Here is a 21,796-nt window from a genome sequence, read left to right on the forward strand (position 1 = left end):
TTTACTGGTGCACGGCCAATTGATAGGCCGTGTACTTGCGAATGTTGATCACACCGGTGTCGAAGATCAGGTACTGGCCCTTGATGCCCAGCAGCGTGCCTTCAGCCACAGGGTCTTTGTCCAGGTTGAAGCTCACGATCTTTTTCGGATAGGCCTCGACCGGGTAGCGCATTTCGACCACTTCGGCGTCGGCCAGCGGCTGGATCGCCTGCAGGCCAAAGCGCGCCTGCAAGCCCTGCAGGCCTTCGGCGCAGGCATCGAAGATCTGTTCGCGGATGGCTGGCAGGTCGAGCACGTCGGCGTCGCCCTTGAGCAGCGCTCGCCAGTTGGTACGGTCCGGTACCTGGCTGCGCAGCAGATCCTCGACCAGGCCAGACTGTTGCCGGGTGGCCACGCGCAGGATCGGCAAGGCCTGGCTGGCGCCTTGGTCGAGCCAGCGGGTGGGCAGCTGGGTGGCGCGGGTGATACCGACCTTGATACCCGAGGAGTTGGCCAGGTACACCACATGGTCGGTCATGCAGAACTGCTCGCCCCAGGACGGCTCACGGCAGGTGCCGGCGTCGTAATGGCATTTTTCCGGGGCCATGATGCAGACATCGCACTGGGCCAGCTTGGTCATGCAGGGGTAGCAGTAACCCTGGCTGAAGCTGGTCTTGGTGCGCTTGCCGCAGTGGGTGCAGTGGATGGCGCCGAGGTACTCCAGGCGCAGGGTCTTGCCGATCAGTGGATTGACCGGCACCTGCTCCTCACCGAGGCGAAAGGCGTATTGGACAACCGGTGCTTCCAGGCGCACCGCCATTTTGCTCAGAGAGCCACGAGCGAGTTCGATCAATGTACCGAGTCCGACTTGAACAGGATGTTGGGGACCGGTGCCGATTTCGACGCGCACTCCTGTGGGCCCATATAGCCGGTGCGCTGCTCCTCGGGCAGGTTCTTCATCTCCCAGGCGATCACCGCCTGCAGCGACAGCGCTTTCTGCTCCGGGGTCAGCTTGCGGCCGTCAGCCCATTTGCCGATTTCCACGGCCAGTTTCAGGCTCTCGTAGATCTCGGGGGTGATGTTTTCGATCATTTGCGCAAAGGTGGACATAACATCTCCTAAATCAAGCCGACAGTTTACGCCGTGCCAGGGCCCCGCCCAAGAGCCCGGTCAGGCATCCGATGAGCAGTCCACCGACGTGGGCGGCATTGGCGATCTGGCCGAAGCCGAGCTGGCCGACCACGCCGGTCAGGCAGATCAACAGCCACACCAGCATCATCACCAGTACGCCCTTGGGCAGGCTGAACAACGGGCTGGGCGCCAGCCACTGGTACAGCCAGACATGCCCGAGCAAACCGTAGAGCACACCGGACAAGCCGCCGAACAGGCTGGGGCCGCTGGTGTAATGCTGGGCCAGGTTGGACACCAGGCTGAACAGCAAGGTCAGGCCCAGCAACGCCCAAGGGCCCTGACGCAACTCGATGCGCCGCCCCAACTCCCAGTACCACAGGGCGTTCATGGCCAGGTGCAGCACACCGAAATGCAACAGCATCGGCGACACCAGCCGCCACCACTGCCCCTCGGCCAAGCCTTGCTCCAGCGAGGTGAAGTACAGGTACTGGCCCTGCACTCGGAAATCCAGGAAGGTGAACCAGCCAACCGTCGACAGGTTGTCACCCAGACCGGTCAGCACGGCGACGACCAGGCACGCCAGCAGCATCCCGGCGGTGATCTTGCAGGCCCGGGCCTGCTCAGCCAGGGAGGGACGCTGGGCCATGCCCGCGAGCGCTTCTTCGGGCAACTGGATTTCGTCGTTGCCCTCGGGATAGCGCTGATACAGCTCGCGCACGTCCTCGGCCAGCGACTCCGGCACCCAGAGGATCTGCTCCTGTCCCTGCTCGACCACCCGGTGCGGGACCTGCAACCGGCGCAACATCTTGACGAATCCGCCCAGGTCGACCGACAGCGGCAGGCGCATTGCGGCGATCACGTTCATTGGCTGGCCTGCGGGCGTTCGACGTCGACCCAGACGAACTTGTGGGGGTCGATGCGGGTTTCATCATCCAGGCGGTAGGCCGCCAGCTTGCCGTAGAGCACGGCGCTGTAATCCAGGCAGGCCAGGTTGCCGCGGATCGGGGCCGGGCGGCCGCTGCGCCAGTAGTGACCGACGAACAGCAACGGCTCGTCTTCGGCGTAACGCAGCAGGGCGTTTTTCTGGCTGTGGCTCAGGGGCGTGCGGGCCACGTCCTCGGGCAGGGCGTCGGGCTGGAACACAATGTCTCCATAGGTTTGAGGGTCTTCTTCCCAGAACTTGGTGCGGAAGAAGGCGCGAGTCAGACCATCGCCACCGGTCAGCGTCAGACCGTCCGGCAGGCGCATGTCGGTACCGCGCAGCAGGCGGTTGCACACGGTAGATGCAAAGCTACCGGAGACCGCCGAGGCCTGGATGAAATGCTCATCGATGCACCCGTTCGGGTACTCCCGACGCAGCGGCTCGATCAGCCCCGGGTCCCAGCAGGCATGGACCAGGCGGAAGCGCCCAGCGTCGACGAACAACGGCAGCTCATAGAACCATTGCAGGAAATCGTGCCAGTCACCTGGGTGCTGGGCGAACTGGGTCAGGGTTTCGTCGATCAGCCGAGCGTGGCGCGGGGTGTGCTCGCGCACGTAGGTCTTGCCACTGCCTGGCAGCGCCGGAGTGACCCAGGCCAGGGCGTTGTACTCATGATTGCCCATGATGCAGAAGGCCTGCCCGGCTTCGACCATGTCATGGACGATGTGCAAGGCCTCGCGGATGCGCGGGCCGCGATCGACGATATCGCCGAGGAACAGCGCCTGGCGGCGAGGATGGCGCCACACGCCCCCCTGGCGCTTGTAGCCCATGGCGTCGAGCAGGCGTTCCAGGGTCAGGGCACAACCGTGTACATCGCCGATGATGTCGAAACTGCGTGCCGGATCGAACATCAGTCGCCTCCACTCCCCAGACGGCTGCCCCAGCCGAGCTTGGTGCGGCACACCTCGTAGTAGTTATGGTCCAGCGGATGGATCAGGCGCAGCTTCTGCGGTTTCTTGCTTACCGTGATGGTGTCGCCTGGGGCGCAGGTGAAGTGGTTCTGGCCGTCGCACGAGACCTGCGGGTAGATCTGCAGGTCCTGGGAGACGACGATCTTGAGTTCACTGTTGCCGTCCACCACGATCGGCCGCCCGGACAAAGTGTGCGGGTACATCGGCACGATGACGATGGCATCGAGCTTGGGGTGCATGATCGGCCCACCCGCGGAGAGCGCGTAGGCGGTGGAGCCGGTGGGGGTGGCGATGATCAAGCCGTCGGCCTTCTGGCTGCAGACGAACTGGCCATCGATGTAGATCTCGAACTCGATCATCCGCGTCGACTTGCCTGGGTGCAGCACCACGTCATTGAGCGCATCGCCCTGGCCGATGGCCTCGTTGTGGCGACGTACCTCCGCCTGCAGCAGGAAGCGGTTTTCCACCAGGTAGTGGCCGTCGAGCACCTCGGCGACCTTGGTCTCCAGCTCGTCGGGACGGATGTCGGTGAGAAAGCCCAGGTTGCCGCGGTTGATCCCCAGCACCGGGATGTTGTGTCGAGCCAGGGCGCGAGCCGCGCCGAGCAGACTGCCGTCGCCACCGACCACGATGACCAGGTCGCAGACCTCGCCCAGCAGCTTGCGTGTGGAGGTTTGCAGGCCATGGCCGGGCAGCACCTCGGCAATGGTGTCCTCGAGGATCACATGCAGGTGGCGCTCGATCAGGAATTTTTTCAGTCGGCGAATGGTGTCCAGCACCTGGGAGCTGCCAAGGCGACCGATGATACCGATATTGCGAAATTGCTCCATGGTGCTCCTGCAAGGCTCTGCGGCGGGGTGACGGATGGCCAGTGTGGCCCTTGGGATTATGGGCGAAACGACCAGCCAGCGGCAAACCGGCTATGCTCGCTGGATGACGCCTTTCGCCGATCTTCACGACCTCCCTGGCCAGTTGCGCCGCCCCGCCGTACGCGACCTGGCGTGGACAGTGTTGTCGCCTGCCCTGCTGAGCCAACCGCCCTGTGCGCAACGTCACCCGTTGACGGCCAGCGCCTGGGCGGACGACCCCGAACGCCTGCGACAGTGGCTACTGGCGCTGGACCAAGACGAACAGGCGCTGCTCGACTGGCTCGCCCGCCTCACCAGCCACCGCCTCGGGCTGTACTACGAAAGCCTGTGGCAGTTCGCCCTGGGCCAGGCGCCCGGCGTCGAGCTGCTGGCAGCCAACCTGCCGATCCGCGAAGGCGGACACACCCTGGGAGAGCTGGATATCGTCGTACGTGACCGGGAAGGCGTTCACCATCTGGAATTGGCCATCAAGCTCTACCTGGGGCCATCCGGCGGGGACGGCCATGATCCGGCGCACTGGCTGGGCCCGGGCTGCCATGACCGCCTGGACCGCAAACTGGGCCACCTGGCCCGCCATCAGTTGACGATCTCATCCTGGCCCCAGAGCCGCCAGGCCCTGGCATCGCTAGGGGTGCACGAGGCACGGGCACATGCCTGGCTCGGCGGCTACCTGTTCTACCCTTGGCCAGTGCTTGCCGAATCACCGGTCGGCGCCAACGCACAGCATCTGCGCGGGCGCTGGTTGCGTCGAAACGACTGGCCTGATTACCAGCAGGCCAATCCAACCGGACGCTGGCAGCCCCTGCCCCGCCATGCCTGGCTGGCACCGGCGCGGGTGGAGGCCACGGCGTGCTGGTCGCCCCTGCAGTTCAAGGCCTGGCTGGGCGAACTGGACGATCAGGCGCGCGCGCAATTGCTGGTCAGGCTGGAGGTGGCCGGGGACGGTACCTGGCAAGAGACCGAGCGGGTGTTCCTGGTCGCCGACAGTTGGCCGCAACTCTCGGCTTGATAATCAAAGCGCCCCGACCTCGCGTCGGGGCCACACCAAGAACAAATTTCATCGACCTGGCGCAAAGAAAAAATCCAGCCTGCCATTAAAATACCTCTCACGCGCCACTCAAGAGCGCAATTGCGACCTGATGATGAGGAACCACCATGGCTTCACCCACGCCCACGGCGCATTACGCGCGTCTGTCCATCACCCTGCACTGGCTGATGCTGGTGCTACTGGCTGCGGTCTACGCCACCATCGAGCTGCGCGGTCTGTTTCCCAAAGGCAGCGCCGAGCGCGACCTGATGAAAGAATTGCACTTCATGCTTGGCCTGACGGTGTTCGTGTTGGTCTGGCTGCGCCTGGCCCTGCGCCTGAGCCGCCCGACGCCACCGATCGTCCCCAAGCCACCGGCCTGGCAGACGGGGCTGGCGCACCTGGTGCACCTGCTGCTGTATGTGATGATGATCGGCCTGCCAATCGCCGGTTGGATCATCCTCAGCGCCGCCGACAAACCGATCCCTTTCTATGGCCTCGACCTGCCTGCACTGGTCGCGCCCGATCAAGACCTGGCCAAATTCGTCAAAGGCTGGCATGAGCGAGTCGGCAGTTGGGGCTACTGGCTGATCGGCCTGCACGCCGTGGCCGGCCTCTATCACCACTATGTGCGCCGCGACGACACGCTGCTGCGCATGCTGCCCTACAAGTAACCGCGACGTCCCTGCAGCCCGCCGGTGTGCAGGAAGATCAGGCGTGTGCCGCGCGCAAAACGCCCGGCCACGACCTGATCGCGCAGGGCCAACAAGGCCTTGCCGGTGTACACCGCTTCCAGCGGCAGGCCACTTTCGCTCTCGCTCTGGTCAATGAACGCCAGCAGCTCATCGTCGATCCGGGCGAATCCGCCACGGCACGCGCCATGCAGTTCATAGCCGCCCTGCACCAAGGCCGAGAGGTTTTCTTCGACGCCATGCCCAGGTGGCACCGCCAAGGCGCCATGCACCCCACGACGGCCCTGCTCTGCCATCACCAGGCCTGCCAACGTGGTCCCGGTCCCCACCGCCAGCCACCAGCCGTGGTAATCCGTCCAACCCAGCATCGGTAGCTGCGCCCTCGCCTGCTCCACGATCAGTCGACAACCCTCGGCGCCCGCCAGCCCGCCACCGCCTTCGGGAATGCAGTACCACCCAGGATAGCGCGCCAGCCAAGGCGTCCAGAAACCTACCTGGTGACGTTCCCGGTAGCCGCCGTAACCCAACCAGTGCAGCTCCATGCCAAAGGCCTGCAGATCACGAACGGTGGCAGTGTCCTGCGGATGCCCACGCAGCAGCCCCGCGGTGGCGAAGCCAAAGCGCTTGCCCGCCGCCGCCAGGGCGTGAAGGTGATTGGAGTGATTGCCGCCGAGGCTGATCAGCCCGGGGGCGCCCATGGCATGGGCGTCGCGCAGGTGGTGGCGAAGCTTGAAGCCTTTGTTGCCGCTGATCAGCGGGTCGATCAAGTCCAGCCGCAGCACGGCGAGCTGGACACCGGCGTGCTCGAGCCAGGGCAAGGACAACGGCTGCAAAGGTGCTTGGGGAAGGTCGGCAAAGGCGTAAGACATTAGGCGAGTGTATCGAGATCAGGAGGCTCCTGTGCACCCCGTCCTGCGCCTTTGCACCCGGTGGGCACCCGCTCAGAGCGTGGCATCGAACAATACCGTCACATCGCCCTGATACACACTGCCGGGATAGTCGAGCATGGATTTGACATGCTGGGAGACGACATCGAAGTGCAACTGCCCCGACTGGCCAGCCACGGGCATGGCCATGTCAAACGCCAGGGCGCTAGCGCGGCCGGTCGGAATAGTCAGTCGCTGCACAGGCGCATTGGCATGCTGCACGCTTGAGGGCAGCGTCAAGGCCACGTCTACCGGCACCTGATGCCCCGCGCCGTTGCGAATGCCACAGCTCGTCCCTTGATCGTACTGACACGTCTTATAGACCTTGAACGGGCCAGTGGACCACAGGTTCAAGCGCAGGCTGCGCTCCAGGCGAGAAGGCGGCGTGCCACCCCCGAGCCACCGCGACCAGCCCCCTGGAGGTTCCAGCACGGCACGATCACTCGCTGCGGGGAAGTTCAGGACGAAGGCGTGCTGCACGTCCAGTTCAAAGTTGATTGTGAGAGTCGGCGAGTTGAGATTGCTGACGCCATCGCCCAGATCAAAATCACCTCCCGGCCCCACCGTGAAGCTTGCACTGCCTCGATAGAGGCCCTGCTTCATGCGCAAAGCTGAAGGCATGGTCAGTCTATAGCCGATCCCCATGTCACTCACCGGGGTGAAATACACCTCTTTTGGCTGCCCCCCCTGACCGCTGGAATAACAGGGCGAGGGACTTTCGGGTAACCGCGTTGCCCAAAGATAATAAGCCCGATGCGCAGTCAGATAGGTTCTCAGATAACTGCAGCCGCCCTGAGGATAAGCCGTGAACACAGGATTTGCCGTATTGGAAAAATTTGTGTCGCCTTGTATTTTCTGACTGCTGTGAGTGATCTCGAAAACCAGCTGATGGGTGTCGATGCCCTTTTCATGGACCACCTGAACAGTACGACGTGCCGGTAACTTTATATAGAACTGTTCCCGTGGATTCGCAGCTTGATGGGTCGACACCTTGTCGTAGGTTAGCGGCAAGCTCACCGTGAACGCCTGGAAGTCCTTGCACACACCGACCCAGATACTGCAGAAGCTGGCCTGGGGTGTGGTGTTCTCAAACGCTCCGGTCACATTCCCCTTGTAACGAGCACTGACAGTGACCTCTGCTGTCTGACCATCAAGCGGCGCAGTTAACAACCACAACAACACGCTCGTGCTGAATAGACGCGAGGCTGTAAATGCACTAATGATTTTGGTGGAAAACATGCAACGCTCTCATAAGCTTGGATAGCTTTCAGGAGCGTACGCGTAATCCCGATCATCCCTACAGGCGACGTTTCCGAGCGTCTTTGAAGAAACTTCCCAAGACCGAGATCACGGGAAGCGGAACAAACTGCGGGGGATGCAAAGCCCCCGCGCCCTCTAGACGATCACAATTGAGCAGCCAGCCTCGACCCCTGGTTGATTGCCCTCTTGGCATCGAGCTCCGCCGCAACGTCCGCCCCACCGATCAGGTGCACCGATTGCCCCGCCGCGACCAGCCCGTCGTACAGCTCACGCAGCGGCTCCTGACCCGCGCAGATGACGACATTGTCCACTGCCAGCACTTGCGGCTCGCCCTCGCCGATACGCACATGCAGGCCATCATTGTCGATGGCCAGGTATTCCACGCTGTTGAGCATCTGTACCCGCTTGTTCTTCAGGCCTGTGCGGTGAATCCAGCCTGTGGTCTTGCCCAGGCCATCGCCGACCTTGGTTTTCTTACGCTGCAACAGGTACACCTGCCGCGCTGGCGCATGCGGCTCGGCCTTGATGCCTGCCACACCACCACGGGCCTCGAGATGGGTATCGATGCCCCACTCTTTCCAGAACGCCTCGCGATCCTGGCTGGTAGCCACCCCCTGATGTACCAGGTACTCGGATACGTCGAAACCGATGCCGCCCGCTCCGATCACCGCCACGCGCTTACCGACCGGTTTACGCTCGAGCAGCACGTCCAGGTAGCTCAACACCTTCGCATGCTCGATGCCTGGAATGGCCGGTGTGCGAGGGCTGATGCCGGTGGCGAGAATAATCTCGTCAAAACCGCCCGCCACCAGCTGATCGACCCCGACCCGAGTATTCAGACGCAGGTCGACACCGGTGCGCGCCACCTTGTTGCGGAAGTAACGCAGGGTTTCATGGAACTCTTCCTTGCCTGGGACACGTTTGGCGACATTGAACTGCCCGCCGATCTCACTGGCACTGTCGAACAGCGTCACTTGGTGACCACGTTCGGCGGCCACAGTAGCCGCGGCCAGGCCCGCGGGGCCCGCACCGACCACGGCGATGCGCTTGATCTGGGTGACTGGGAGGTAGTTGAGCTCGGTCTCGTGGCAGGCACGAGGATTGACCAGGCAACTGGTGAGCTTGCCGGCGAAGGTGTGGTCCAGGCAGGCCTGGTTGCAACCGATGCAGGTGTTGATCTCTTCGCTGTGGCCTGCGGCGGCCTTGTTGACGAACTCCGGGTCAGCCAGGAATGGTCGGGCCATGGACACCATGTCGGCATCGCCTTCAGCCAGCACGGCTTCGGCCACTTCCGGCGTGTTGATACGGTTGGTGGTGATCAGCGGAATGCTCACAGCGCCCCGCAGCTTGGCGGTCACTTTGGTGAAAGCCGCGCGCGGCACCTTGGTGGCGATGGTTGGAATGCGCGCCTCGTGCCAGCCGATTCCGGTGTTGATCAAGGTAGCCCCGGCCTGCTCGATGGCCTTGGCCAGCAGCACGATCTCGTCCCACGTGCTGCCTCCTTCCACCAGGTCGAGCATCGACAGGCGGAAGATGATGATGAAATCGGTCCCGACTGCCTCACGCACCCGGCGCACGATTTCAACGGCCAGGCGCATGCGGTTCTCGTAGCTGCCGCCCCAACGGTCGGTACGCTGGTTGGTATGGGCGGCGAGGAACTGGTTGATGAAGTAGCCTTCCGACCCCATGATTTCGACGCCGTCGTAGCCCGCGCGCTGGGCCAGCGTGGCGCAGTTGACGAAGTCGGCGATCTGCTTCTCGATGCCCTGCTCGTCCAGCTCCTTGGGTTTGAACGGGTTGATCGGCGCCTGGATGGCGCTGGGCGCGACTTGGCGTGGGCTATAGGCGTAACGCCCGGCGTGCAGTATCTGCAGACAGATCTTGCCACCGGCGGCATGCACAGCCTCGGTGACGATCCGGTGCTGGTCGGCCTCCTCCTCGGTACTGAGCTTGGCCGCGCCGGAATACACCCCGCCTTCGTCATTCGGCGCGATGCCACCGGTGACCATCAGGCCGACACCACCCCGAGCCCGCTCGGCGAAATAGGCGGCCATGCGTTCGAAACCACCTGGGCGCTCCTCGAGGCCTGTGTGCATCGAGCCCATCAAGGTCCGATTGCGCAAGGTGGTAAAACCTAAGTCGAGCGGGGCCAGCAGGTGCGGATAAAGGGTGGCGGCCATGGATGAACTCCCAGGTGGCAGGATCACGGAGCGCGGGTGCCTCGCAGGCCCCGTCGTTTATAGACAGCGACATTAAACAGCCGTTTGAACAGGCTCAATGATCGAAACTGACAACTTATTGATCCTCCTGCACAGCAGGTCTACCCTAGGACACCCTATACAGTGAAGGTGCCTTGGCGCTTCATGCGAAAACTCCTGGCAGGCGCTCTAGCGCTGGTGATGATCGCCGCCCTCTGCGGCTACGGCTTCTGGACGATGCAGCGACCGGAAGGCCATTACCTTTCCGATTTGCGAATCGAACTGGCGCTCAATCACGGCGTACCGGGCGAACACGGCAACTTGCTGGGAATCGAACCGGTGCTCTACCCGGGCGATTACCAGAACCTGCAACGTCTGCACCGCAAGCTGTCAGCCTATCTGGAACAGGCTCGCGCCCAAGGTCTGGTCAGCCCGCGTACAGTGGTGGTGTTGCCGGAACACATCGGCACTTGGCTCTGGGCCCGGGGCGAAAAGAACGAGCTGTACCAGGTCACCCAGCGCCACGAAGCCTGGCAGTGGCTGGAGGTGAGCAACCCACTGCGCTACGGCTTGGCCATGCTCACCGCGACCGGTGACGATCGCCGCTCCGACGCCCACCTGCGAATGAAGGCCGAACAGATGGCCAGCGACTATCAGCAACTGTTCGGTGGCCTGGCCAAGGAGTTCGGCGTGACGCTGGTGGCAGGCTCCATCGTCCTGCCCGCGCCCTACCTGGATAACGGCGTGCTGCGCCCCGGCAGCGGCCCTCTGTTCAACAGCAGCCTGGTGTTCGGCGGTGACGGTTCGGTACTGGGCCAACCCCAACGCCAACAGTATCCGGACAGCGAAGTACGCCGCTACGTCCATCACGGACGCAAGTTTCCCTTGCAGGTCATTCAGACCCCGGCTGGCCGCCTCGGCGTGCTGGTGGGCAGCGACAGCTGGTACCCGGAAAACTACCGGCAATTGGCGCAGCAGTCGGTGGATCTGATCGCCAATCCTGTTTTCCTCAGCGGCAAGGACACCTGGAATACACCCTGGCGCGGCAACCGCCACCAGGACGCGACGGCCGAATTGCCACTGCAACGTGGCGAAGTCAGCGAACAGACGGCCTGGCAACAACTGACCCTGACCGCCAACAGCATCACCCCAAGCCTGAGCGTATTCCTGCGTGGCCAGTTTTGGGAACAAGGCAGTGACGGACAGGGCTTTGCCAACCAGGCAGGCACGCATTTGGCCGGCACTTCCAGCCAGGGTGCCCGCCTGCTGAACCTTTGGTTGTAACCCCATGACCCGGCCTCGCGTACGCCTGGGCGACCTCTCGGTGGGCTTCGTCCAACCGCTGGGCGAAGCACTCCAGCAACTGGGCCACGACCCGGCTCCTCTCCTACGCCGCTATGGACTGGACCACCCTCGCCTGGCCGAAGCGGGCGCACGCCTGTCGATTCCCCGCTACATGCATTTGGGCCATGCCGCCATCGAGCTGTGCGGCGAACCAGCCCTAGGCCTGCACATGGGCCGCTTGAGTCGTCTGGCCCAGGCAGGGCTGGCTGGCGTCACGGCAGCCCAGGCCCCGACCCTGGGCGAGGCCGCGCGTGCCCTGCTGCACTTCGAGCCGCTGTATGCCGCCAATTACCGGGGCCAGTCGAGCTTTCAGGAGGACGCCCACGGCGCTTGGCTGCGCTTCTACTCCATCAGCCCCTACAATGCCTACAACCGTTTCGTGGTCGACTCGCTGCTGGCTGGCTGGCTGGCCCAACTCTCGCACTTGGCAGGCCACTCGGTGCAGGCCGAGCGCATGGAGATCGAATTCCAGGCGCCCAGCTATGCGGCCCAATACCAGGCGTTTAGCGCAACCCCGGTGCAGTTTGGCGCATCCAGCAACCAATTGCGCCTGAACCGCGCCACCCTGGATTTGCCCAACCTCCAGCATTGCCCTAGCACCTGGCAGCACCTGTTGCAGCTGTGCGAAGCGGAATTGGCCCAACGCACCCGCGTGCGCAGCCTGGGTGAACGCATCACTCATCTGCTCGGCCCGTTGCTCAATGGTGGACAGGAACCGGACCTTGAAGCCGTGGCGCGTCACCTGCAACTACCCACTTGGACTTTGCGTCGCAAGCTGGCCGAGGAAGGCACGCGCTTTCGCAGCCTGCTCAATGACACACGCCGCGACCTCGCCGAAACCTACATCCGCGATACGGAGCTGGCCTTCGGTGAAATCGCTTATCTTTTGGGGTTTGCCTCGGCGGAGGCCTTCCAGCGCGCATTCAAGCGCTGGACCAGCCTGACGCCGGGGGAGTTTCGCCGCAATCAGCGGCGGGTGGGCTAAGGCCTGTGTGAAATGCTAGAGCTCGGTGGCGTCGTCCGCCGGCTCCATAGGGTCCAGCTCATAGGCCTGGTATTCGAGCAGCTCTTCCTGATAGTCATCCATTGGCTTGCTTCCTCTTCTCATTCATCTGTTCGGTCATGCCGTCACGCTAAGCGGGACGGATGAAGGTTTCATGACAGGTTTATGAAAGGTAAACGTAGCCGACATTCGGGAAGTTAGGTGATCGCCTTTACAAAGGCGCAGGCGCCGCCTCGGTTACAGGAGCCTCCTGCTGCACCTGGATCGGCGCAGGTTCGGCAGGCGGGGTGACAGGCTGCGAGCCCTGGCTATCATCGACCATGGGGGCCGCCGGTACTTCGCTGGCAGGCGCCGCGAGGGCTGCGGGTGCAACTGGGGCTGCAACTGGGCCTGCCACGGGGGCTGGGGGCGGTACGGGCTCAGCTGTCGAAGCCGGTGCGCTGACCGCGAGCGGCGCGGCCACAGGCTGTGCAGAGGTCTGCTCTGGCAGCCCCAGATCAGCAGCCGGCTTTTCGGACTTGGGCGTCTCGACCTTGGGCTCGGCCTTTTTCACTTTCTTAGGCTTTGGCAGGTAACTTTCGACCAAGGCGAAATAGCGCTCGTAGAACTGCGGCGCAGTGACTGTCTCGCTGGCCACCTTGACCATGGAATCGTCAGTCGAACCGATAGGCATGGATACCGAACCCAGCACGCCCACGCCAAGGCTCGCAGAGGTGTTGGATTTCTTCAGCGCATAACGATCCTGCAGGGCGTTGGCGAACATGGTGGAGCGCTGCTCATCACCGCTGTCCGGGACACAGGTGATGTTGAAGCTGATCTGCAGGTGATTCTCGGCGTTCTGCTGGAAACTCTTGTTACCCGCGATCTGGTTGGCACCGCTGCTGGTGATGATGTAACCCTGACTGAGCAGCGCACGCCGGGCTGCCTCGCACGAGCCAGCTTCGCTGACCGGGAAGCTGCGCGAAAACGTGCCCGAGTCGTCGAAGTTTTCGTGCTCGTAGATGGCGGGCTTCTTCGAGGAGCAACCGGATACGCCCGCCAGCACAAGGGCTAGCCCGAGCGCACCGAAGACGGAGGTTCTGGACATCATGGATTCCGGGTAGGACAAACTGCGCCTATTGTGCAACACATGGCTCATCACTGAAACCGCGTTGCACGCTTGGCTGGGCAAAATTCATATAATCGACAAGCAGGCCCACTTGAGTGAGGCGGGCCCAGAAAGCAAAAAAGCGACCCTAAGGTCGCTTTCGTGTTGCTTCGAGGTGTTCATGGAGCCTCGAAGCGAAGATGGCGCAGCGGACGGGACTCGAACCCGCGACCCCCGGCGTGACAGGCCGGTATTCTAACCGACTGAACTACCGCTGCGTATCGCTCAGGCTTGCGCCTGATTGAAACTGGGATCCCCCTTTCGATCACGGCTCGAAAGGCAGGCACAAAAAAAGCGACACGCTGATCGCTTTGATTGTTGCTTCAAGGTGTTCATGGGACCTCGAAGCGAAGATGGCGCAGCGGACGGGACTCGAACCCGCGACCCCCGGCGTGACAGGCCGGTATTCTAACCGACTGAACTACCGCTGCGTATCGTTCAGGCTTTCACCTGATTGAAACTGGGATCGGCCTGAACTGCTCTTGGCCTTCAGACCTCAGACCGGTGATGACACCCATCTGAAGAAAAAGTGGCGCAGCGGACGGGACTCGAACCCGCGACCCCCGGCGTGACAGGCCGGTATTCTAACCGACTGAACTACCGCTGCGCATATGGACTTGCGTCCGGTTCCTCTCAATTAGGAAGCTTCTTACGAAGTCTCCTGGGTCAGGAACATCTCAGGAAGTGGTGGGTGATGACGGGATCGAACCGCCGACCCTCTGCTTGTAAGGCAGATGCTCTCCCGGCTGAGCTAATCACCCTCGCAGTGTTGCTTGGTGCGTTTGCTTCGCTGAGGCCGCGAAATTTACGCAGGTACCGAAGCTAAGTCAATAGCCCCATTGGATTTTTTTTCAAAAAGGCCGAAAAAGCTACAAGCTGCGAGTGGCAAGCGACAAGGAAACGCCTGCCGCTGTAGCAAGTAGTCCTGTCCCACAAATGACGAAGGGACCTCACGGTCCCCTCTTGCAGCTTGTGGCTAAAAGCCTGCAGCTCAGGTGTAGATCATTTTGCGGCTCATCCCGCCATCGACCACGAACTCCTGGCCGGTGACGAACCCTGCCTGGCGTGACAACAGCCAGGCCACCAACGCCGCGACATCCTCCACCGTCCCTACCCTGCCCGCAGGATGCTGGGCATGATCAGCCTCGGTCAGCGGTTCGGCACGGCGCTGGGAAGGGTCCCGGGCGTCGATCCAGCCAGGGCTGACCGCATTGACGCGAATCTCCGGCCCAAGGCTCATGGCCAGTGCATGGGTCAACGCCAACAGGCCACCCTTGCTCGCCGCATAGGCCTCGGTGTCCGGCTCTGACTGCCGGGCCCGGGTGGATGTCAGGTTGACAATGGCCCCGCCATGGGCGCGCAGGTAGGGCGCACAATGCTTGGCCAGCAGCATCGGCCCGTTGAGGTTGACCGCCAGCACCCTGTTCCACTGGGACAACGACAGGCTCTCCAGGGTCTGGTTGTGTGGATTGGCGATAGCCGCATTGCAGACCAAGGCATCCAGACGGCCGAACTGCGCCAGCACCTCAGAGACGCCAGCGCTGACCTGGGCCTCGTCGGCGACATCCATAGACACGAACCAGGCATTGTCGCCCAGGGCCTTGGCCACTTTGGAACCCCGCACGCGGTCCAGGTCGCTGAGCACCACCTGCCAACCTTCGCAGATCAGCCAAGCGGCGATGCCCAGTCCGATGCCGCGAGCGGCACCGGTGACCAAGGCGACCCGACCATTGTGGCCCGGCTCACCGCCCTTCCAGTCGATCACAGCGCCGCCAGACCGCGGGCCAGATCGGCTTGCAGGTCAGCCACGTCTTCCAGGCCGACAGCGACGCGGATCAGGCTGTCGCGGATGCCTGCGGCTTCACGCTCCTGCGGCGTCAGACGCCCATGGGAGGTGGTAGCAGGGTGAGCGATGGTGGTTTTGCTGTCACCCAGGTTGGTGGTGATGGAAATCACGCGGGTCGCATCGATGAAGCGCCACGCGCCCTCTTTGCCCCCCTTGACCTCGAAACTGACCACCGCGCCGAAACCACTCATCTGGCGCTTAGCCAGTTCGTGTTGCGGATGGCTAGGTAGTCCGGCGTAATGAACCTTCTCCACACCCTCCTGCTTCTCCAGCCACTCTGCCAACGCTTGGGCACTTTCGCAGTGGGCGCGCATACGCAGCTTCAGCGTTTCCAGACCTTTGGTGAAGATCCAGGCGTTGAACGGGCTGAGCGTCGGGCCGGCGGTCCTCAGGAAGCCCACCACTTCTTTCATCTGCTCGCTGCGCCCAGCCACCACGCCACCCATGCAACGGCCCTGGCCGTCGATGAACTTGGTCGCGGAGTGGAAGACGATATCGGCACCGAGCTTGAGCGGCTGCTGCAATGCCGGGGTACTGAAGCAGTTATCCACGACCAGCATCGCGCCGCGGGCGTGGGCGATTTCGGCCAGTGCGGCGATATCGACCAGTTCGGCCAGCGGGTTGGACGGTGACTCGACGATCAGCAGCTTGGTGTTGGCCTTGATGGCCTTTTCCCACCCGCTGAGGTCGACCAACGGCACGTAGTCCACCTGCACGCCGAAACGCTTGAAGTACTTCTCGAACAGGCTGATGGTCGAGCCGAACACGCTCTGCGACACCAGCACATGATCACCAGCGCTGCACAGGGACATCACCACGGCCAGGATCGCGGCCATGCCAGTGGAGGTCCCCACGGCCTGCTCGGCGCCTTCCATGGCCGCCAGACGTTCCTCGAAAGCGCGTACTGACGGGTTGGTGTAACGCGAATAGACGTTGCCGGGTGTTTCGCCAGCAAAGCGCGCAGCCGCATCGGCGGCCGTGCGGAAGACATAACTGGAGGTCAGGAACAGCGCTTCGCTGTGCTCGGCTTCCGGTGTACGGTTCTGACCGGCGCGCACCGCCAGGGTGTCGAAACCGACACCCTCGAGGTCACTGTCCAGTCGACCGGCATCCCATTGATCGGTCATGCCGTCGCTCCCAAATCAGTTGTTGTAGAGGTCGATGATCGCGCTGACAGCCTGATTCTTCGCCTTGGCCAAATCGTTGCGCTGCTGCTCGATACGCTCAAGGTAGGCTTCGTCGATGTCGCCAGTGACGTATTCACCATTGAACACCGCGCAATCGAAGTGCTCGATCTTGATCTTGCCGCCACCGACCGATTCGATCAGGTCAGGCAGGTCCTGGTAGACCAGCCAGTCGGCGCCGATCAACTCGGCCACCTGTTCGGTGGTACGGTTGTGGGCGATCAGTTCGTGAGCGCTCGGCATGTCGATGCCGTAGACGTTGGGATAGCGCACCGCGGGGGCCGCGGAGCAGAAGTAGACATTCTTGGCACCGGCTTCGCGGGCCATCTGGATGATCTGCTTGCAGGTGGTGCCGCGCACGATGGAGTCGTCCACCAGCATCACGTTCTTGCCGCGGAATTCCAGCTCGATGGCATTGAGCTTCTGGCGCACCGATTTCTTGCGTGCGGCCTGGCCGGGCATGATGAAGGTCCGGCCGATATAACGGTTCTTGACGAAGCCTTCGCGGAACTTCACACCCAGGTGGTTGGCCAGCTCCAGGGCAGCGGTACGACTGGTGTCTGGGATCGGGATGACCACGTCGATGTCGTGATCGGGGCGCTCACGCTGGATCTTCTCGGCCAGCTTCTCACCCATGCGCAGGCGCGCCTTGTACACCGAGACGCCGTCCATGATCGAGTCCGGGCGGGCCAGGTAAACATGTTCGAAGATGCACGGCTGAAGTTTAGGGTTGTTGGCGCACTGCTTGGTGAACAGCTGGCCTTCCTCGGTGATGTACACCGCTTCGCCCGGCGCCAGGTCACGGATCAGGGTGAAACCGAGCACATCCAGGGCAACGCTTTCGGAGGCAATCATGTACTCGACGCCCTCGTCGGTATGACGCTGACCGAACACGACCGGACGGATACCGTTGGGGTCACGGAAGCCGACGATGCCATAGCCGGTAACCATCGCCACCACAGCGTAGCCACCGACACAGCGGCTGTGCACGTGGGAGACCGCGGCGAACACGTCTTCCTCGGTCGGCTGCAGCTTGCCGCGCACGGCCAGCTCATGGGCGAACACGTTGAGCAGCACTTCCGAGTCGGAGTTGGTGTTGACGTGGCGCAGATCCGATTCGTAGATCTCCTTGGCCAGTTGCTCGACGTTGGTCAGGTTGCCGTTGTGCGCCAGGGTGATGCCATAGGGCGAGTTGACATAGAACGGCTGAGCCTCGGCCGAGGTGGAGCTGCCCGCGGTCGGGTAGCGGACATGGCCAATGCCCATGTGACCGACCAGGCGCTGCATGTGGCGCTGCTGGAAGACATCACGTACCAGGCCGTTATCCTTGCGCAGGAACAACCGGCCGTCGTGGCTGGTCACGATACCGGCAGCGTCCTGGCCGCGGTGCTGGAGCACGGTTAGCGCGTCATACAGCGCCTGATTGACGTTCGACTTACCGACGATACCGACGATGCCACACATGCGACGCAACCCCTACTTTGATGAAACTTGATTGAAAAGCGCTCAAGGCCTGGTAGGCCCGAGCAACTGTTCCTTGAACGGAAGATCAGCCGGTGCGCTGATCCCACTGGACATCCATTGACCGGTGAATCCCAGAATCAGGTTCTTGGACCAGTCAGCGACCAATAGAAACTGTGGTATCAGGCGCGACTCCTGCCACCACGGATCCTGTTGTACCGGCCCCAGGCTCAACAGCCCAATGGCCACCACCACCAGCAAGGCCCCGCGCGCAGCTCCGAAGGCCATGCCGAGGAAACGATCGGTGCCGGACAGCCCGGTCACGCGAATAAGCTCGCCGATAAGGAAGTTGATCATGGCCCCCACCAGCAAGGTGGCGACGAAAAGAATGGCGCAGCCGGCAATGATGCGTGCCGATGGCGTCTGGATATAGCTTTCAAGATACTGCGAAAGGGAGCCGCCGAACATCCAGGCGACCGCACCGGCAATGATCCAGATGAGCAGGGACAAGGCTTCCTTGACGAAGCCGCGCTTGAGACTGATCAGTGAGGAAATGGCGATGATCGCGATGATCGCCCAATCGACCCAGGTAAATGCCACGGTGTTGCCTGCCGACGTTTGAGGCGGCGCATTTTACCAGAGCGGCGGGTTTGGGGTAAGCGGAATGTCAGCCCATTAGGGCGACTTTGCCTCTGGCGACGCAGGTCCGGGTGCAAGCCTGCGCAGCCGGGACAGGCTGCGCAGGCATTCTGGATCAGTTGCGCTCTGGCTGGAAGCGCACCACAAAGCCCTTGAGGTTGTGCTGGCGATTGATCACATCCCGCAGGCGCTCAGCCTCGGCCCGCTCGATCAGTGGCCCGACATAGACACGATTCATGCCGTCGGCAGCACGGATATAGGCGTTGTAGCCCTGGCTGCGCAGGGTTTTTTGCAGATTGTCGGCGCCAGCGCGATTGGAAAGACTGGCCAACTGGATCGACCAGCTCACCGGCAGACCATTGACATCGACCTTGGAGGGCGCGGCTGGCTTGGTAGTGCTGGCTGTCGCTGCAGGTGCAGGCGTGGCGGCCGGACGCGTCTCGGCCTTCGGCGTGGGCGTTGGTGCAGGCTTGGGAGCTGGTGCCTGGGCGGCCTGGGTCGGGGATGGCGTAATCGGCTGGCTCGGCGTGGTCATCGGCGCACTGGATTCGTTGACCACCACAGTTGGCTGCTCCGGCACCGGCTCCGACACGTCGGGCAATGGCTGGGGCTCCGGTACCTGCACAGGCTCGACCTGCACCTGCGGCAAGCTCGGCATGGCAGGCGCCTCAGGCGCCTCGACACGCACTTGACGCATCTCGTCTTCGCGGGTGAACAGCATCGGCAGGAAAATCACCGCCAGCGCCACCAGCACCAACGCACCCACCATGCGCTGCTTGATCCCTTTATCCAGCACTGCCATCTACTCCTCCGGAGCTTGCCGCTCTAGCCATTCCAGGGCTTGGCCAACACAGAAAAACGAACCGAACAGCAGGATCTGATCGTCCGCCGTCGCCTGCGCGCATTGCCCCTCAAGGGCCGCATCGATGCTGGCATAAGACTTCACCGCTGCACCGACGTTCGTCAAGGCTGCTACCAGCTCCGCGGCCGGACGACTGCGTGGCGTTTGCAGCGGTGCCACCGCCCATTCATCGACAACGCCCTTGAGCGGCGCGATCACGCCCTCCAGATCCTTGTCGGCGAGCAGGCCGAACACCGCCAGGCGACGCCCCTTGATCGGGCGCGCGGCCAAACGGGCAGCCAGGTATTCGGCAGCATGGGGGTTGTGCCCCACATCCAGCAACAGCTCCAGACGCCGGCCTTGCCACTGCACCGTGCGGCGGTCCAGACGACCGGTAACCTGGGTATCGAGCAGCGCCTGGCGTATCTGCCCAGCCTCGAAAGGCAAGCCCATCAGCAAGTAGGCCTGCAGCGCCAGGGCGGCATTCTCCATCGGCAGGTCAAGCAAAGGCAGGTCATGCAGTTCCACGCTGCTGCCGTCGAGCCGGCTGCCACGCCACTGCCAGTGCTGGTCAGTGGTTGCAAGATCGAAATCGCGACCCCGCAGCAGGAACGGGCAAGCAAGTTCACGCGCCTTGTCCAGCAAAGGCTGTGGCGGGTTCAGATCGCCACACAGGGCCGGCTTGCCCTGACGGAAGATACCCGCCTTTTCGAAGGCAACGGATTCGCGGGTATTGCCCAGGTAATCGGCGTGATCCACGCCGATGCTGGTGACCAACGCCAGGTCCGCGTCGATCAGGTTGACCGCATCCAGACGGCCACCCAGGCCGACCTCGAGCACCACGGCATCCAGCGCGGACTGCTGGAACAGCCAGAACGCCGCCAGCGTACCCATCTCGAAGTAGGTCAGGGAGATCTCGCCACGGGCTGCCTCCACGGCAGCGAACGCCTCGCACAGGCGTTCATCGCTGGCGTCGGCTCCGTCGATGCGCACCCGCTCGTTGTAACGCAACAAGTGAGGCGAGCTGTACACGCCGACTTTAAGCCCCTGCGCCCGGAGCAGTGATGCCACGAATGCGCAGGTCGAGCCTTTGCCGTTGGTACCGGTAACCGTCACCACCCGGGGCGCCAGCTTGCCTAACCCGAGCCGCGCCGCCACCTGCTGCGAACGCTCCAGCCCCATGTCGATGGCCGATGGGTGCAACTGTTCGAGGTAGGCGAGCCAGTCACCCAGAGTGCGAGTGCTCATCACGCGACGGCAGCCGCCTCAAGGGCTTGCGCCGGAGTCGCCTGGCCGGTCATCTGGGCCAGCAGGCGGGCAAGACGCGGACGCAGCTCGCCACGGGAGATGATCAGATCGATGGCACCGTGCTCGAGCAGGAATTCGCTGCGCTGGAAGCCTTCCGGCAGCTTCTCGCGGACGGTCTGCTCGATCACGCGAGGACCGGCGAAGCCGATCAGCGCCTTCGGCTCACCGACGATGACGTCGCCGAGCATCGCCAGGCTTGCGGAAACACCGCCGTAGACCGGGTCGGTCAGTACCGAGATGAACGGAATGCCTTCTTCCCGCAGGCGGGCCAGCACAGCCGAAGTCTTGGCCATCTGCATCAGCGAAATCAGGGCCTCTTGCATGCGCGCGCCGCCCGAAGCGGAGAAGCAGACCATCGGGCAGCGGTTTTCCAAGGCGTAGTTGGCGGCACGTACGAAGCGCTCGCCCACGATGGCGCCCATGGAGCCCCCCATGAAGGAGAACTCGAAGGCGCTGACCACGATCGGCATGCCCATCAGGGTGCCGCTCATGGAAATCAGCGCGTCCTTCTCGCCAGTCTGCTTCTGGGCTGCCGTCAGGCGATCCTTGTACTTCTTGCCGTCACGGAATTTAAGGCGATCCACAGGCTCGAGGTCAGCCCCCAGCTCGGCACGCCCCTCGGGGTCGAGGAAGATGTCGATACGAGCACGGGCGCCGATGCGCATGTGGTGGTTGCACTTGGGGCAGACATCCAGGGTCTTTTCCAGCTCCGGACGATACAGCACGGACTCGCATGCCGGGCACTTGTGCCACAGGCCCTCAGGCACCGAGCTCTTCTTCACCTCGGAACGCATGATCGAAGGGATCAGTTTGTCGACTAACCAGTTGCTCATGCTTTCTTTCTCCAGTATCGGTGGGCGGGGGCCGGTCTGGCCGGCCATGCCCTGCCCTTGAGCTCATGTTCTTCAATGAAACGATGATGACCCGGTCCGGGGCCCGCATTGAAGCGGAGCCGACCTGGCGGTCGGGCCATCGTCAATCTGTCATGCCGGCGATCCGCACCACCTGTCCGAGGAACAGGCTTGGCAGCACCGGGCTGCGAAAGCTA

General features: G+C 62.9%; 19 protein-coding genes, 4 tRNA genes and 1 pseudogene. 4 read left to right on the forward strand and 20 right to left on the reverse strand.

Annotated elements, in window-relative coordinates; all coding sequences use genetic code 11:
- Position 1 precedes the first annotated feature (1 nt).
- From J5X93_RS18260 to J5X93_RS18280, 5 genes are read right to left on the reverse strand one after another with little or no spacing between them, the layout of a single operon-like run.
- Positions 2-832, reverse strand: a complete 831-nt coding sequence (locus J5X93_RS18260; RefSeq protein ID WP_043206785.1) for a DUF2797 domain-containing protein — start codon at positions 830-832, stop codon at positions 2-4.
- The gene (locus J5X93_RS18265) at positions 829-1,089 is read right to left on the reverse strand and encodes a YeaC family protein (RefSeq protein WP_043206786.1); all 261 of its coding nucleotides are present in this window, start codon (positions 1,087-1,089) and stop codon (positions 829-831) included. The genes J5X93_RS18260 and J5X93_RS18265 overlap by 4 nt, the downstream gene beginning before the upstream one ends.
- Before the next feature lie 13 nt (positions 1,090-1,102).
- The gene (locus J5X93_RS18270; RefSeq protein ID WP_250033787.1) at positions 1,103-1,975 is read right to left on the reverse strand and encodes a rhomboid family intramembrane serine protease; all 873 of its coding nucleotides are present in this window, start codon (positions 1,973-1,975) and stop codon (positions 1,103-1,105) included.
- A complete protein-coding gene (locus J5X93_RS18275; protein ID WP_090343828.1) occupies positions 1,972-2,943 on the reverse strand; it encodes a metallophosphoesterase in 972 nt (323 codons plus the stop codon). The genes J5X93_RS18270 and J5X93_RS18275 overlap by 4 nt, the downstream gene beginning before the upstream one ends.
- A complete protein-coding gene (locus tag J5X93_RS18280; RefSeq protein WP_043206793.1) occupies positions 2,943-3,833 on the reverse strand; it encodes an NAD(+) kinase in 891 nt (296 codons plus the stop codon). Before J5X93_RS18280 ends, J5X93_RS18275 begins: the two co-directional genes overlap by 1 nt.
- Positions 3,834-3,891: 58 nt before the next feature.
- Here J5X93_RS18280 and J5X93_RS18285 point away from each other — a divergent pair, with 58 nt between their 5' ends.
- Together J5X93_RS18285 and J5X93_RS18290 are read left to right on the forward strand one after the other, a co-directional pair.
- Entirely contained in the window at positions 3,892-4,881 is a 990-nt protein-coding gene (locus tag J5X93_RS18285; RefSeq protein ID WP_250034906.1) for a DUF1853 family protein, read from the forward strand.
- Positions 4,882-5,027: 146 nt separating this feature from the next.
- Positions 5,028-5,573: a cytochrome b gene (locus tag J5X93_RS18290; protein WP_090343824.1), complete on the forward strand. Its 546-nt coding sequence runs from the start codon at positions 5,028-5,030 to the stop codon at positions 5,571-5,573.
- On the opposite strand, the gene J5X93_RS18295 is transcribed toward J5X93_RS18290, so the two are convergent.
- The 3 genes from J5X93_RS18295 to J5X93_RS18305 form a co-directional block, all read right to left on the reverse strand.
- Positions 5,564-6,460, reverse strand: coding sequence for a 1-aminocyclopropane-1-carboxylate deaminase/D-cysteine desulfhydrase (locus tag J5X93_RS18295; protein WP_250033791.1), 897 nt, complete (start codon positions 6,458-6,460; stop codon positions 5,564-5,566). The two genes, J5X93_RS18290 and J5X93_RS18295, sit on opposite strands and share 10 nt — an antisense overlap.
- Before the next feature lie 72 nt (positions 6,461-6,532).
- Positions 6,533-7,756 (reverse strand): hypothetical protein, encoded by a 1,224-nt coding sequence (locus J5X93_RS18300; RefSeq protein WP_182815961.1) that lies wholly within the window; start codon positions 7,754-7,756, stop codon positions 6,533-6,535.
- 164 nt (positions 7,757-7,920) lie between these two features.
- The gene (locus J5X93_RS18305) at positions 7,921-9,957 is read right to left on the reverse strand and encodes an NADPH-dependent 2,4-dienoyl-CoA reductase (RefSeq protein ID WP_090343819.1); all 2,037 of its coding nucleotides are present in this window, start codon (positions 9,955-9,957) and stop codon (positions 7,921-7,923) included.
- A 183-nt stretch (positions 9,958-10,140) separates the two neighbouring features.
- Here J5X93_RS18305 and J5X93_RS18310 point away from each other — a divergent pair, with 183 nt between their 5' ends.
- Positions 10,141-11,259 carry a carbon-nitrogen hydrolase family protein gene (locus J5X93_RS18310; RefSeq protein ID WP_090344033.1) on the forward strand — a complete coding sequence of 373 codons (1,119 nt, stop codon included), beginning with the start codon at positions 10,141-10,143 and terminating at the stop codon, positions 11,257-11,259.
- Positions 11,260-11,263: 4 nt separating this feature from the next.
- Positions 11,264-12,304 carry an AraC family transcriptional regulator gene (locus J5X93_RS18315; protein ID WP_250033797.1) on the forward strand — a complete coding sequence of 347 codons (1,041 nt, stop codon included), beginning with the start codon at positions 11,264-11,266 and terminating at the stop codon, positions 12,302-12,304.
- 229 nt (positions 12,305-12,533) lie between these two features.
- Here the strand turns inward: J5X93_RS18315 and J5X93_RS18320 are convergent, their stop codons facing one another.
- The 12 genes and pseudogenes from J5X93_RS18320 to accD form a co-directional block, all read right to left on the reverse strand.
- Complete coding sequence (locus tag J5X93_RS18320; protein ID WP_197853104.1) at positions 12,534-13,409, reverse strand: DUF2242 domain-containing protein; 876 nt, start codon at positions 13,407-13,409, stop codon at positions 12,534-12,536.
- A 201-nt stretch (positions 13,410-13,610) separates the two neighbouring features.
- Positions 13,611-13,687 (reverse strand) — tRNA-Asp (locus J5X93_RS18325).
- 136 nt (positions 13,688-13,823) lie between these two features.
- Positions 13,824-13,900, reverse strand: a tRNA-Asp gene (locus J5X93_RS18330).
- A 99-nt stretch (positions 13,901-13,999) separates the two neighbouring features.
- A tRNA-Asp gene (locus J5X93_RS18335) sits at positions 14,000-14,076 on the reverse strand.
- A gap of 78 nt (positions 14,077-14,154) precedes the next feature.
- Positions 14,155-14,230 (reverse strand) — tRNA-Val (locus J5X93_RS18340).
- 230 nt (positions 14,231-14,460) lie between these two features.
- Entirely contained in the window at positions 14,461-15,234 is a 774-nt protein-coding gene (locus J5X93_RS18345) for an SDR family oxidoreductase (RefSeq protein WP_043206810.1), read from the reverse strand.
- Positions 15,231-16,442 carry an O-succinylhomoserine sulfhydrylase gene (locus J5X93_RS18350; RefSeq protein ID WP_043206813.1) on the reverse strand — a complete coding sequence of 404 codons (1,212 nt, stop codon included), beginning with the start codon at positions 16,440-16,442 and terminating at the stop codon, positions 15,231-15,233. The genes J5X93_RS18345 and J5X93_RS18350 overlap by 4 nt, the downstream gene beginning before the upstream one ends.
- A 15-nt stretch (positions 16,443-16,457) precedes the next feature.
- Positions 16,458-17,963 (reverse strand): amidophosphoribosyltransferase, encoded by a 1,506-nt coding sequence (gene purF / locus J5X93_RS18355; protein WP_043206817.1) that lies wholly within the window; start codon positions 17,961-17,963, stop codon positions 16,458-16,460.
- Positions 17,964-18,005: 42 nt separating this feature from the next.
- Positions 18,006-18,560: a CvpA family protein gene (locus tag J5X93_RS18360; RefSeq protein WP_043206819.1), complete on the reverse strand. Its 555-nt coding sequence runs from the start codon at positions 18,558-18,560 to the stop codon at positions 18,006-18,008.
- Positions 18,561-18,714: 154 nt separating this feature from the next.
- Positions 18,715-19,401, reverse strand: coding sequence for an SPOR domain-containing protein (locus tag J5X93_RS18365; RefSeq protein ID WP_197853106.1), 687 nt, complete (start codon positions 19,399-19,401; stop codon positions 18,715-18,717).
- Positions 19,385-20,688: pseudogene (folC, locus tag J5X93_RS18370) on the reverse strand (bifunctional tetrahydrofolate synthase/dihydrofolate synthase). The gene J5X93_RS18365 and the pseudogene folC overlap by 17 nt, the downstream one beginning before the upstream one ends.
- Positions 20,688-21,581 (reverse strand): acetyl-CoA carboxylase, carboxyltransferase subunit beta, encoded by an 894-nt coding sequence (gene accD / locus J5X93_RS18375; protein WP_043206823.1) that lies wholly within the window; start codon positions 21,579-21,581, stop codon positions 20,688-20,690. The pseudogene folC and the gene accD overlap by 1 nt, the downstream one beginning before the upstream one ends.
- Between the last annotated feature and the right edge of the window lie 215 nt (positions 21,582-21,796).

It is taken from the genome of Pseudomonas sp. BYT-1, from assembly GCF_023611805.1.
GTDB classification, from domain to species: domain Bacteria; phylum Pseudomonadota; class Gammaproteobacteria; order Pseudomonadales; family Pseudomonadaceae; genus Aquipseudomonas; species Aquipseudomonas guariconensis.

Excerpts from the sequence above, each read along its gene's own strand:
- J5X93_RS18315 (WP_250033797.1), top strand. The coding sequence starts at position 11,264 with ATGACCCGGCCTCGCGTACGCCTGGGCGACCTCTCGGTGGGCTTCGTC.
- J5X93_RS18365 (WP_197853106.1), bottom strand. The coding sequence starts at position 19,401 with ATGGCAGTGCTGGATAAAGGGATCAAGCAGCGCATGGTGGGTGCGTTG.
- J5X93_RS18350 (WP_043206813.1), bottom strand. The coding sequence starts at position 16,442 with ATGACCGATCAATGGGATGCCGGTCGACTGGACAGTGACCTCGAGGGT.
- J5X93_RS18270 (WP_250033787.1), bottom strand. The coding sequence starts at position 1,975 with ATGAACGTGATCGCCGCAATGCGCCTGCCGCTGTCGGTCGACCTGGGC.
- J5X93_RS18310 (WP_090344033.1), top strand. The coding sequence starts at position 10,141 with ATGCGAAAACTCCTGGCAGGCGCTCTAGCGCTGGTGATGATCGCCGCC.
- J5X93_RS18265 (WP_043206786.1), bottom strand. The coding sequence starts at position 1,089 with ATGTCCACCTTTGCGCAAATGATCGAAAACATCACCCCCGAGATCTAC.
- J5X93_RS18275 (WP_090343828.1), bottom strand. The coding sequence starts at position 2,943 with ATGTTCGATCCGGCACGCAGTTTCGACATCATCGGCGATGTACACGGT.
- accD (WP_043206823.1), bottom strand. The coding sequence starts at position 21,581 with ATGAGCAACTGGTTAGTCGACAAACTGATCCCTTCGATCATGCGTTCC.
- J5X93_RS18295 (WP_250033791.1), bottom strand. The coding sequence starts at position 6,460 with ATGTCTTACGCCTTTGCCGACCTTCCCCAAGCACCTTTGCAGCCGTTG.
- J5X93_RS18290 (WP_090343824.1), top strand. The coding sequence starts at position 5,028 with ATGGCTTCACCCACGCCCACGGCGCATTACGCGCGTCTGTCCATCACC.
- purF (WP_043206817.1), bottom strand. The coding sequence starts at position 17,963 with ATGTGTGGCATCGTCGGTATCGTCGGTAAGTCGAACGTCAATCAGGCG.
- J5X93_RS18320 (WP_197853104.1), bottom strand. The coding sequence starts at position 13,409 with ATGTCCAGAACCTCCGTCTTCGGTGCGCTCGGGCTAGCCCTTGTGCTG.
- J5X93_RS18305 (WP_090343819.1), bottom strand. The coding sequence starts at position 9,957 with ATGGCCGCCACCCTTTATCCGCACCTGCTGGCCCCGCTCGACTTAGGT.
- J5X93_RS18285 (WP_250034906.1), top strand. The coding sequence starts at position 3,892 with ATGGGCGAAACGACCAGCCAGCGGCAAACCGGCTATGCTCGCTGGATG.
- J5X93_RS18300 (WP_182815961.1), bottom strand. The coding sequence starts at position 7,756 with ATGTTTTCCACCAAAATCATTAGTGCATTTACAGCCTCGCGTCTATTC.
- J5X93_RS18280 (WP_043206793.1), bottom strand. The coding sequence starts at position 3,833 with ATGGAGCAATTTCGCAATATCGGTATCATCGGTCGCCTTGGCAGCTCC.